General features: G+C 39.0%; 11 protein-coding genes. All 11 read left to right on the top strand.

The window, feature by feature from the left end:
- Positions 1-89 precede the first annotated feature (89 nt).
- Positions 90-326: a YlmC/YmxH family sporulation protein gene (locus tag BQ5321_RS15240; RefSeq protein ID WP_071395289.1), complete on the top strand. Its 237-nt coding sequence runs from the start codon at positions 90-92 to the stop codon at positions 324-326.
- 322 nt (positions 327-648) lie between these two features.
- Positions 649-1,551, top strand: a complete 903-nt coding sequence (gene dpaA, locus BQ5321_RS15235) for a dipicolinic acid synthetase subunit A (RefSeq protein ID WP_071395288.1) — start codon at positions 649-651, stop codon at positions 1,549-1,551.
- Positions 1,548-2,147 (top strand): dipicolinate synthase subunit B, encoded by a 600-nt coding sequence (gene dpaB / locus BQ5321_RS15230; protein ID WP_071395287.1) that lies wholly within the window; start codon positions 1,548-1,550, stop codon positions 2,145-2,147. The genes dpaA and dpaB overlap by 4 nt, the downstream gene beginning before the upstream one ends.
- A gap of 347 nt (positions 2,148-2,494) precedes the next feature.
- Positions 2,495-3,544: an aspartate-semialdehyde dehydrogenase gene (asd, locus tag BQ5321_RS15225; RefSeq protein ID WP_071395286.1), complete on the top strand. Its 1,050-nt coding sequence runs from the start codon at positions 2,495-2,497 to the stop codon at positions 3,542-3,544.
- Positions 3,545-3,727: 183 nt separating this feature from the next.
- The gene (gene dapG, locus BQ5321_RS15220; RefSeq protein ID WP_071395285.1) at positions 3,728-4,939 is read left to right on the top strand and encodes an aspartate kinase; all 1,212 of its coding nucleotides are present in this window, start codon (positions 3,728-3,730) and stop codon (positions 4,937-4,939) included.
- A 46-nt stretch (positions 4,940-4,985) separates the two neighbouring features.
- Positions 4,986-5,858 (top strand): 4-hydroxy-tetrahydrodipicolinate synthase, encoded by an 873-nt coding sequence (dapA, locus tag BQ5321_RS15215; protein ID WP_071395284.1) that lies wholly within the window; start codon positions 4,986-4,988, stop codon positions 5,856-5,858.
- Between the two features lie 208 nt (positions 5,859-6,066).
- Positions 6,067-7,737 (top strand): ribonuclease J, encoded by a 1,671-nt coding sequence (locus BQ5321_RS15210; protein WP_071395283.1) that lies wholly within the window; start codon positions 6,067-6,069, stop codon positions 7,735-7,737.
- A gap of 155 nt (positions 7,738-7,892) precedes the next feature.
- Positions 7,893-8,528, top strand: coding sequence for an NUDIX hydrolase (locus tag BQ5321_RS15205; protein ID WP_071395282.1), 636 nt, complete (start codon positions 7,893-7,895; stop codon positions 8,526-8,528).
- Between the two features lie 85 nt (positions 8,529-8,613).
- Complete coding sequence (locus BQ5321_RS15200) at positions 8,614-9,363, top strand: ClpP family protease (RefSeq protein WP_071395281.1); 750 nt, start codon at positions 8,614-8,616, stop codon at positions 9,361-9,363.
- A complete protein-coding gene (locus BQ5321_RS15195; RefSeq protein ID WP_071395280.1) occupies positions 9,360-9,581 on the top strand; it encodes a YlzJ-like family protein in 222 nt (73 codons plus the stop codon). The genes BQ5321_RS15200 and BQ5321_RS15195 overlap by 4 nt, the downstream gene beginning before the upstream one ends.
- 201 nt (positions 9,582-9,782) lie before the next feature.
- Positions 9,783-12,113 carry an FtsK/SpoIIIE family DNA translocase gene (locus BQ5321_RS15190; protein ID WP_071395279.1) on the top strand — a complete coding sequence of 777 codons (2,331 nt, stop codon included), beginning with the start codon at positions 9,783-9,785 and terminating at the stop codon, positions 12,111-12,113.
- Positions 12,114-12,123: the final 10 nt, after the last annotated feature.

Below are 12,123 nucleotides of genomic sequence, written 5' to 3'. Positions count from 1 at the left end.
TTCGCTCTTTTCTCGAATCACGTCTAAATGGACCTGTCATCCCGTATGAATATAGGGAGGACAGCTAAAAGAGATGGAGGGATTAGGTATTGAGGTTAAGTGAATTAAGCGGGAAAGAAATCGTTGATGTCAATCGAGCTGAGCGTTTAGGCATACTAGGACAAACGGATTTAGAAATTAATGAAAAAAGCGGGCAAATTGAGGCATTGCTTATACCAACTTTAAAGTGGTTTGGGATGAAAAAGCATGGTGGAGAGATTCGAGTCGAATGGGGACAAATAAAAAAAATTGGCACGGATATGCTGATTATTGATATGGAAAAGTAAAAAGTAAAAAGCAAAAAAAGGTGGCTCAAGTAGTCACCTTTTTTTGCTTTTTATAATTAAATAGATTAATGCCTATTGCTAAACACGATCATCACTTTTCATACTAAACCATTGGCGGCGTCACCGATTAAGTTTATATGACATATGATGTTGAAGAAGTTTCTTCACCATCCATCTAGTTTGATTGCAACTTGGCTATTTTTAAAGGGATTAGGTTGATGAATCTAAAAAGGGGCTTTTGATAACCATTAGGCTCTTTTATACATGAGAAAGTTATCTAGACATGTGTAACGATAGCCCTAAAAAAGAAGGTGAATCTTTCATGCTGACAGATATGCAAATTGCAATTATTGGCGGTGATGCGAGACAGCTAGAAATTATTCGAAAGCTGACAGAACTGGATGCAAAGCTTTCATTAATAGGCTTTGAACAGCTGGACCATGCTTTTTCCGGTGCAACAAAGGAGAAGATAGCAGACTTGGATTTCTCACAAATAGATGCCTTGATTCTGCCGGTAGCAGGCACGAGCCTTGAAGGGAACGTTGATACCATTTTTTCTAATGAGAAAGTCATTCTTACAGAGGAAATGCTAAAAAAAACACCGCCGCACTGTGTGATTTTTTCCGGTATAACGAATTCGTATTTATCAAGTATTACCGATGGTGCTACAAGGCCATTAGTGCAATTATTTAAAAGAGATGATGTTGCAATCTATAATTCCATTCCAACAGTAGAGGGAACGATTATGATGGCAATACAGCATACAGATTTTACAATTCACGGCTCAAATGTTACGGTCCTTGGATTAGGAAGAGTCGGGATGAGTGTTGCAAGAACCTTTCACTCGTTGGGAGCGAGGGTTAAGGTGGGAGCACGTAAATCGGAGCATATTGCGAGAATAACAGAAATGGGATTAACTCCATTTCAATTAGATGACATTATCGAATGGGTTAAAGACACTGATATATTAATCAATACGATTCCACACCAAGTCGTAAGTGCTAATGTTATCTCGAAAATGCCAGTGCACACGCTGATTATTGATTTAGCTTCTAAACCAGGTGGAACCGATTTTCGCTATGCTGAAAAAAGAGGCATAAAAGCATTGTTAGCCCCTAGTCTTCCGGGCATTGTTGCCCCGAAAACAGCAGGTAATATTTTAGCGGGTGTCCTTTCAAATATACTGCAGGAGCTTTATGATAAGCGGAAGGAGAATAAATCATGAGTTTAAATGGAAAACGTATTGGATTTGGATTAACAGGATCACATTGCACCTATGACGCAGTGTTTCCAGAAATCGAGAAATTAGTCAACGCTGGTGCTGAAGTTCTCCCTGTTGTAACCTTTACAGTCCAAAATACAGAGACACGCTTTGGTAAGGGGGAAGACTGGGTAACCAGAATTGAGGAGTTAACAGGGAATAAAGTGATTGACTCTATTGTGAAAGCTGAGCCTTTAGGTCCGAAAATTCCACTAGACTGTATGGTGGTTGCTCCTTTAACAGGTAATTCGATGAGCAAATTTGCCAATGCCTTAACAGATTCTCCTGTCTTAATGGCTGCAAAAGCAACCTTACGTAATCAAAAGCCTGTTGTATTAGGAATATCAACTAATGATGCCTTAGGTTTGAATGGCGTCAATTTAATGAGGTTAATGGCAACAAAAAATATATATTTTATTCCATACGGTCAGGATGATCCTGTGAAAAAACCAAATTCTATGGTTGCACGAATGACGATGCTAAGTGATGCTGTTGAAGCTGCACTAATTGGAAAACAAATTCAACCAGTGATTGTAGAAAGATTTAAGGATGGAAATTAGCATTTCAAATAAAAGAATATTTGTTTCCTGATTGAATGTGTTAAAATAAATGTTATTATAGTAGAAAGATGGCGATAGGTCAATTTTACCTCGCCTTCTTTGTATGAGGTTGTAAAGCCAGTAAAGCCATATGCGTAGAAGGCAGCCTACCTAATTTATCAGCATTAGATAAATGGAGTAGAGCTCAGCTTCAAATCGCTATATAATAACTAAAGGAGGCTTTTTACAAGCGACGTCCTTTTATAAGTTAGGCTTTATCATAATGAAATATTCCTCATATAATAAAGTGATGTTCTAGTACTCAAAAAATAGTCGTAATTTTTACAGAATTGGAAGGGGAGCAAAAAATGGAACAGAAAAAGGGATTCCACGTAGCAGTAGTTGGAGCGACAGGAGCAGTGGGTCAGCAAATGCTGAAAACATTGGAAGATAGACAGTTTCCAATTGCAAAACTTACTTTATTATCTTCCGCTCGTTCTGCTGGTACAAAGGTACAAGTAAATGGAGCTGAATATACGGTTCAAGAAGCAAAGCCTGAGAGCTTTGAAGGGGTAGATATTGCATTATTTAGTGCTGGGGGAAGTGTATCAAAAGAACTTGCACCTGAAGCTGTTAAACGTGGAGCAATCGTAGTGGATAACACCAGTGCGTATCGTATGGATGAGAATGTACCTCTAGTTGTACCTGAGGTAAATGAAAAAGATCTATTCACTCATAATGGGATTATTGCCAATCCAAACTGTTCAACTATTCAAATGGTTGTTGCACTTGAACCAATTAGAGAAAAATATGGTCTAAATAAAATAATCGTATCTACTTATCAGGCGGTTTCAGGATCTGGTGCTGTTGCCGTTCAGGAATTAAATGAGCAAACAAAGGCGATTGTTAACAATGAGGAATTCGAACCGAAAATTCTGCCAGTTAAAGGTGATAAAAAGCACTATCAAATCGCGTTTAATGCCATTCCGCAGATTGATTTATTCCAGGAAAACGGCTTTACGTATGAAGAAATGAAAATGATTAATGAAACGAAAAAAATTATGCATAACCCAGAATTAAGCGTCGCTGCTACATGTGTACGTCTTCCAGTTGCGGTTGGGCACTCAGAATCATTATTTATTGAAGTGGATACAAAAGGTGTAACAGCAGCAGATTTGAAGGAGCTGTTACAGGATGCTCCTGGTGTTGTCCTTCAGGATGATCCAGAAAATCAAATCTATCCAATGCCTGCTGATTGCGTTGGCAAAAATGATGTATTTGTAGGTCGAATCCGTAAAGATTTACATGATGAAAAAGGCTTCCATCTTTGGGTAGTTTCCGATAATTTACTAAAAGGTGCTGCCTGGAATTCAGTACAAATTGCTGAAAGCCTTGTTAAATTAGGTTTAGTAAAATAAGTAATTACTTGTTTTTAGGAGTCTAGTATTTAACCTACTATTTTTCTATTATAGCTATGTCTCGGTCGAACGAGTTATTATCGTAGCAGCAGCTACCCGCTTATGAATGGAGACAGCATCTAGAGGAATAAAAAATCAATCATGAAAAGTCCGTTTCATTGAATGGATTTTAGAGGTGTTACGATGAAAATAATCGTCCAAAAATTTGGCGGGACCTCCGTCCGTGACGATAAAGGTCGCCAGCATGCAAAAAAACATATACAGTCCGCAATAAAAGAGGGCTACAAAGTAGTAGTGGTTGTATCGGCCATGGGTCGAAAAGGTGACCCATATGCCACAGATACACTGTTGTCACTCGTAAATGGTTCAAAAAGTCTCATTAGTAATCGTGAAACAGATCTTATCCTGTCATGTGGTGAAATTATTTCGAGTGTTGTCTTTACGAATATGTTATTACAAGAAGGCATTAATGCCATAGCTTTAACCGGAGCTCAGGCTGGGTTTAGGACAAATGATGACCATATGAATGCCAAGATTATTGACATGAGATGCGAAAGAGTGATGTGGGCCTTTAAAACACATGATGTAGTGGTAGTCGCCGGATTTCAAGGGCAGACAAAAAATGGCGATATCACCACGATTGGCAGAGGTGGAAGTGACACTTCTGCAGCTGCCCTAGGTGTTGCCCTAAATGCAGAGTTTATCGATATTTTTACAGATGTCGAAGGAATTATGACGGCTGATCCACGTATTGCTGAAAAAGCAAGACCGCTTCAAGTTGTCACCTATACGGAAGTGTGCAATATGGCTTATCAAGGGGCAAAGGTTATTCATCCACGGGCCGTTGAGATTGCTATGCAAACGAAAGTGCCGATACGGATTCGCTCCACTTATTCAGATAATCTTGGCACATTAGTTACTTCGCAGTCCCGTGAGGATACGATAAAGGACCGTATGGTGACTGGGATTGCTCATGTATCTGGTGTTACACAAATCAAGGTGTATGCCAAGAAGGAACAGTATGACCTGCAGGCCGAGGTTTTCAAGGCAATGGCAAATGAAAAAATCAGTGTTGATTTTATCAATATCTCACCAAACCAGGTGGTCTATACCGTAACAGAGGAAATGACCGATAAGGCCATGTCTGTCCTTCGTTCACTTGGTCATGAACCGACTGTTGAACGGGAATGTGCTAAAGTGTCTGTTGTCGGGGCGGGTATGGCTGGAGTTCCTGGTGTAACCTCCAAAATTGTCGGGGCCTTGTCTGAGAACAGTATTCGTATTTTGCAATCGGCAGATAGTCACACGACTATTTGGGTGCTTATTAAAGAAGCTGACCTTAGTACAGCTGTCAATGCCTTGCATAATGCGTTTGAGCTGGATAAAGAAAATTAGCCGGTAAGGACCAGATCCTTACCGCTAATTTGGAAGGAGTGGTTGTATGATACGATTTGGTAGAGTATCTACGGCAATGGTAACCCCGTTTGATAGTAAAGGACATATAGATTTTCCTAAAACAACTCAGCTCATTAATTATTTAATTGCCAATGGTACTGATTCACTTGTAGTATCTGGAACAACTGGAGAATCACCTACATTAACTAAAGAAGAAAAATTAGCATTATTCGCTCATGTTGTTAAAGTAGTTGATAAACGAGTATCAGTCATTGCCGGTACAGGTAATTACAACACCTATGAGTCAATCGAAATGACGAAACAAGCAGAAAAAATGGGTGTTGATGGGATTATGCTTGTTGCTCCTTATTATAATAAACCGAATCAAGAGGGTTTGTACCAACATTTCAAGGCGATTGCGGAAAGCACTTCTTTGCCTATACTGTTATATAATATTCCTGGTCGGTCTGCTATTAATATTGAACCGGAAACCATCATTCGACTTTCTAACATTCATAATATTGTCGCTGTTAAAGAAGCGAGCGGCAATTTAAGTAACATGACCAAAATAATCGCGAATACAAGTGACGATTTTCAGCTTTTCACTGGGGACGATGGTGTGACATTGCCGGTGTTATCAATAGGTGGTGACGGTGTCATTTCTGTCGCATCTCATATCATTGGAAATGAGATGCAGGAAATGATTGCAAAGTTTCTCCAAGGTGACATTAAAGGGGCTTCTAAGCTTCATCAGCAGCTTCTTCCGATTATGGAGGGGTTATTTAAAGCGCCAAATCCGGTACCTGTAAAAACAGCTTTACAATTAAAAGGGTTAGATGTCGGTACCGTTCGACTCCCGCTCGTCCCCTTAACAGAGAAGGAACGAGAAGAATTAACGCTGTTACTTCGGCGAAAATAAAATAAAAGAATAAGAGAAACCAGTCAATTTAATAGTTGGCTGGTTTTTTTATTCCCATTTGGCATTTAGCCCACCATCTTTGCCTCATGGGTAGTCTCTAATTCAATGAGTTATTACTCACTTCGTAGTTGTAAAGGATTTCCGGTTTCAAGTATAATGAGTGTATCTGATTTCGATCGGCGCAATACAACATAGGAGGAAGCTTGTCTTGAAGAGAAAAGAAAACGAGAGTATTAAACTTATTGCACTTGGGGGAGTTGGCGAAATCGGCAAGAATATGTATATAGTGGAAGTGGATGAAGACATATTTGTCATTGATGCCGGATTAATGTTTCCTGAAAATGAAATGCTCGGAATTGATATTGTTATCCCCGATTACAGCTATTTAGTTCAAAATGAAAACAGAATTAAGGGGATTTTTTTAACACATGGTCATGAGGATCATATCGGCGGGTTATCCTACCTTTTACGTGAAATTAATGTCCCTGTATATGGAACGAAACTAACTCTGGCATTTGCTGAAACCAAAATGAAAGAACAGGATTATCATCAAAAAGCTCAGTTTATTGAAATTACGTCTGATTCGATACTTGAATTTGATACGGTACAAATTTCATTCTTTAAAACCAATCACAGCATTCCAGATTCGGTTGCAATTTGTATTCATACCTCTGATGGCGTTATTGTACATACGGGTGATTTCAAGTTTGACCAATCTGCTAGCGACCCGTACAAGCCTGAAATCGGAAAAATGGTTCAAATTGGTGAGAAGGGTGTCCTGTGTCTTTTATCTGATAGTACAGATGCGGAGAAACCGGGATATACATCTTCTGAGGCTGTTGTGGCAAGAGAAATGAATGATGCTTTCTATAATGCAAAAGGACGAATTATTGCAGCTTGTTTTGCCTCTGATTTAAACCGAATCCAGCATATTTTTGATGCTGCATATGAAAGTAGACGAAAAGTAGCCATCGTTGGTAAAAGCCTGCAGCGTATTTTTGATATTGTTATTAAGCTCGGATATTTGCAGGTGCATGATGAAATTATTATCCCAGTATCAGAAATTCAAAATTATTCCGATGATGAAATCGTGGTACTAGCAACGGGACGTCAGGGAGAACCAATAGAAGCCTTGCAAAAAATGGCAAAGCAAACTCATAAAAATGTAAATATTCAAAAAGGGGATACCGTTGTATTTGCTGTTTCTGCTTTGCGGGGAAATGAGTTATTTATTTCAAAAACAGTTGATATGCTATTCCGGGCTGGGGCGATTGTATTAGCGGGCAAAAACTCCTATCACACCTCAAGTCATGCTAGTCAGGAAGAACTCAAGTTTATGATTAATATCATGAATCCGAAGTTTTTCATTCCCGTTCATGGCGAGTTTAAGATGTTAAAGGCCCATGCCAAAGTAGCGAAAGAGTGTGGCTTAACTGACGATCGTATCTATTTGCCAGAGAAGGGTGAAATGATTGAATTAAAAAATGATCGGATTCGCCCTGCAGGCCGGGTCCCAGCTGGCAACGTACTGATAGATGGCAGCGGTGTTGGTGATGTTGGAAATATTGTGCTGCGAGACCGTAAGCTATTGTCGCAGGATGGGATATTAATTGTTGTGGTAACGTTAAATAAAAAAGAAAAGAAAATTTCATCTGGTCCTGAAATTATTTCAAGAGGGTTTGTCTATGTCAGGGAGTCGGAAAAATTGTTAGATGAAGCATCGAAACGAGTACGTGAGATTGTTGACCAAAGTATTCTGCGAGATTCCTTTGATTGGGCTGTCATTAAACAGGATATGCGTGATTGTTTAAACCAATTCCTCTATGAAAAAACAAAGCGCAGACCAATGATTTTACCGATTATTATGGAAGTAAAATAGAAGATACAGTTGTGAGGCATAATTGCCTCACTTTTGTTTTTTATAGAAATGTAAAAGAATCCATTTCAGTCAATGCTTTGACAAAATATATCAAATATACATGTTATAGTAGATATTATAACTTATTACTAATGAGAGTCTTGGGGTGATACAGATTGGAAATAGCGAAGGTGATTGCAAAACTAAAAGGGCGTAAGCTATCTATTTTGGGACAAACAGAACTGGTTAAATACTCCGTGCTAATCCCCCTTGTCGAGGTAGGGAATGAGACGCATATATTATTTGAAGTTAGGTCCCTGAACTTACGAAGACAACCTGGAGAAATATGCTTTCCAGGCGGTAGAATTGATGAAAATGATGTTGATCAACGCCATTGTGCCATTCGTGAAACCTCTGAGGAATTAGGTATTGAAGCATCATCGATAAAAGATGTCATTCCATTAGGTTTTACAATAAATGCATCTAGTAATATCATTTACCCATTTGTTGGACGAATCATAAACCCGGAGGAAATGATTCCTAATACGTCTGAGGTAGGAGAGGTTTTTACTGTCCCACTATCTTTTTTTCGTGAAACAAAACCGGAAGTATATAAAATCTATTATCAAGTGATCCCTGAGGAGGGATTTCCGCTGCATTTAATTCCAGGAGGAGAAAATTACAAATGGGGTCAACGGCATTTGGATGAATATTTCTATCAGTACAATGGTAGGGTTATTTGGGGCTTAACGGCACGTGTATTGTATAATTTCTTAGAATTATTAGAAGGTGATGCAAAGCAAGGAGAGTAGATAGATAATTAATTTTAATGTCTGCATGAAAAATCTTTCCTAATCTCATACTATTCCTATCATGTCTTTGAAGGGAGAATAGAAGATGGATAAGGAAATCTTCCGAAATGATAGTGGAAATGATGAACAGGGTCAACCAAAAGAAGATAAACCATCAGCTTTAATGGAAAAAATCCAGCAACTTGGACAGACAAATGTACCACAGCTTTCACAGGACTCGAAAATTCATTGTCTAACGATTATCGGGCAAATTGAAGGACATCTTCAGCTGCCGCCGCAAAATAAAACAACGAAATATGAACATATCATTCCACAGCTCGTTGCTATTGAACAGAATCCAAAAATAGAAGGACTTTTAATTATTTTAAATACAGTAGGTGGAGATGTCGAAGCAGGGTTAGCGATTTCTGAAATGTTATCTTCTTTATCAAAGCCAACTGTATCCATTGTATTAGGAGGCGGTCATTCGATTGGTGTACCTATTGCGGTATCTTGTGATTATTCCTTTATTGCAGAAACAGCAACTATGACCATACATCCAGTGCGATTAACAGGTCTTGTGATTGGCGTACCGCAAACCTTTGAATATTTAGATAAAATGCAGGACCGAGTTATCCGGTTTGTGACGAAACATTCTAATATTACGGAGGAACATTTTAAAGATTTAATGTTTGCTAAAGGAAATTTAACAAGAGATATTGGCACAAACGTCATTGGAATTGATGCTGTGAATTCAGGGTTAATAAATGAAGTGGGTGGAATCGGACAGGCATTGAAAAAACTAAATGAATTAATTGATTTTAGAAATCAAGAGAATGAGAGGCTTGTGCAATGATTCTATATACAACAATGCCACAGGAACTTGTATATCAAACTCAAGAATCAGAGTATGAAAAACAAAAGGTCATTGATTACGATGGAATTCCGTTATTGGTTGAAATGAATGAAAACCATGATTATCGTGTCTTACGGGTTATGAGTAGTGATCCAAGCCATTATATGGATAATCGTTTATGTCCGGGAGCTATACTCGCAAATAAGAAAGATTCATGAAATTTTTCAGCTTATCCAACTGCAGTGACTCAACCTCTGTAGGTCGATAGTATTGCGCTGCAGCATCTGCCAATTGAGGAGATTTTTGTATTTGGGCATATGTGTTCGGTTAATTGATATGATATAATTAAAATACTAACTAAAGAGCAGCCATTTGGCTGCTCTCTTCATTAGTAAATTAATAATCAGTAAGGTGATACGATGGCCAAAAGAAAAAGGCGACAATCCAGAAATAAAACACATATAAAACAAACCATTCAATTTGAATTAGTTGCCCTCTTATTAATTGCCCTTTCGATTATATCAATGGCAAATTTAGGAGCTGTCGGTCATGCAGTTGTCATGTTTTACCGATTTTTTATCGGTGAATGGTATATGATTGGACTCATCGGCATGATTATTTACGGCGGTTATTTAATGTGGAAACGTCAACGACCTTTTTTACTTTCTGTTAAATTGATTGGTCTATATATTATTGTTTCTGCCTTGTTGCTGTTAAGTCATATTACTCTGTTTCAGCTTCTGTCCAATGGAGATAAATTTGTAAATCCAAGTGTGATTGCAAACACATGGGAATTATATTGGTTGGAGGTACGCGGAGAAGCAAGTTCAACAGACCTTGGTGGAGGAATGACAGGAGCCGTATTATTTGCAATCTTTTATTATTTATTTGATGAAGCTGGAACAAAGCTCATATCCTTTGTCCTTATTCTAATCGGATTTATTCTCTTAACTGGAAAAACCTTTGGTGAGGGAGCTGGTAAGGTTTTTACAGCGTTTGGGCGATTCTTAGGAGGTCAATGGCAATCGTTTAAAGAGGATATGCAGGGTTGGAAGGAGGACAAGCAGAAAAAACGTGAAGAAAAACGTGCTCAAAAAGATGCAGATAAGGCTGAACAGGTAGAGGATACAACGAAAACAAATCCAGTTATTCATCTCACTGCCGAGGAGCAGAAGGAGGAGAATGTTAGACCTGAACCAATCATTTCCAGCTTTACTGAACGTGCTTATCAACAAAATGGGGTGCCTGATCAAGAAAAGACGGAGGAAAGTGAAGAGGATACACCACCTATCACCTTTAATGAAGTGACAGAAGTGGAAAATGTTGACTATGAACTGCCTCCAATCGACCTCTTAAAACTCCCTAAATACACGGACCAAAGCGGGGAATATGCTTTAATACAAGAAAATGCGGCCAAGCTTGAGCGTACGTTCCAGAGCTTTGGAGTAAAGGCAACTGTTACTCAAGTTCACCTTGGACCTGCAGTAACAAAGTATGAAGTACATCCGGATGTTGGAGTGAAGGTGAGCAAAATCGTTAGTCTAACTGATGATTTAGCTTTAGCCCTTGCAGCAAAGGATATTCGTATGGAGGCACCTATTCCGGGAAAATCAGCTATTGGTATTGAGGTTCCCAATACAGATGTGGCAATGGTTTCACTGCGAGAGGTTTTGGAATCCAAGCAGAATAACAAGCCGGAAGCGAAGCTGATGATTGGTTTGGGTCGTGATATTACGGGTGGAGCAGTATTAGCTGAGCTTAATAAAATGCCTCATTTATTAGTGGCAGGTGCAACAGGAAGTGGGAAGAGTGTTTGTATCAACGGTATCATAACGAGTATACTGATGAGGGCAAAACCACATGAAGTGAAGCTGATGATGGTAGACCCGAAAATGGTGGAATTAAATGTATATAACGGAATCCCCCATTTATTAGCTCCTGTTGTAACGAATCCGAAGAAAGCTTCACAGGCTCTGCAAAAGGTAGTCAATGAGATGGAGCGAAGATATGATCTATTCTCTCACACAGGAACAAGAAATATTGAAGGTTATAATGAACACATTAGGCGTCATAACGCTGAAGAAGAAGCTCAGCAGCCACTCCTGCCATATATAGTGGTTATTGTCGATGAGCTAGCTGATTTAATGATGGTTGCTTCTTCAGATGTTGAGGATTCAATTACGAGACTGGCACAAATGGCTCGTGCTGCCGGTATTCATTTAATTATTGCCACACAGCGTCCGTCTGTTGATGTTATTACAGGGGTAATTAAAGCCAATATTCCATCAAGAATTGCGTTTGCTGTATCTTCTGCCACGGATTCAAGGACCATTCTTGATATGGGTGGAGCGGAGAAATTATTGGGACGCGGTGATATGCTGTTTTTCCCTGTTGGAGCTTCAAAGCCTGTACGTGTTCAAGGTGCTTTTCTTTCAGATGAAGAAGTGGAAGAGGTTGTAGAATTTGTTATTGACCAACAAAAAGCACAGTATCAGGAGGATATGATTCCTGATGATATTCCTAATAACCGTTCGGATGTGGAAGATGAGTTGTATGGAGAAGCAGTTGACTTAGTACTAGAAATGCAGACGGCTTCAGTCTCTATGCTGCAGCGCAGATTTCGGATAGGTTATACTAGGGCAGCAAGATTAATAGATGAAATGGAAGCTCGCGGGATTGTTGGACCGTATGAAGGAAGTAAGCCTCGAGCTGTTTTAATGATGAAACCTTCTTCAGAAGATATCATATAAAAGGTACAGA

The organism is Bacillus tuaregi, from assembly GCF_900104575.1.
GTDB classification, from domain to species: Bacteria; Bacillota; Bacilli; order Bacillales; family Cytobacillaceae; genus Bacillus_BD; species Bacillus_BD tuaregi.
This window is presented reverse-complemented; position numbering and strand designations above follow the sequence as displayed.

Coding starts and splice junctions, on each gene's coding strand:
- dpaA (WP_071395288.1), top strand. CDS start 649: ATGCTGACAGATATGCAAATTGCAATTATTGGCGGTGATGCGAGACAG.
- dpaB (WP_071395287.1), top strand. CDS start 1,548: ATGAGTTTAAATGGAAAACGTATTGGATTTGGATTAACAGGATCACAT.
- asd (WP_071395286.1), top strand. CDS start 2,495: ATGGAACAGAAAAAGGGATTCCACGTAGCAGTAGTTGGAGCGACAGGA.
- dapG (WP_071395285.1), top strand. CDS start 3,728: ATGAAAATAATCGTCCAAAAATTTGGCGGGACCTCCGTCCGTGACGAT.
- dapA (WP_071395284.1), top strand. CDS start 4,986: ATGATACGATTTGGTAGAGTATCTACGGCAATGGTAACCCCGTTTGAT.
- BQ5321_RS15200 (WP_071395281.1), top strand. CDS start 8,614: ATGGATAAGGAAATCTTCCGAAATGATAGTGGAAATGATGAACAGGGT.
- BQ5321_RS15195 (WP_071395280.1), top strand. CDS start 9,360: ATGATTCTATATACAACAATGCCACAGGAACTTGTATATCAAACTCAA.
- BQ5321_RS15190 (WP_071395279.1), top strand. CDS start 9,783: ATGGCCAAAAGAAAAAGGCGACAATCCAGAAATAAAACACATATAAAA.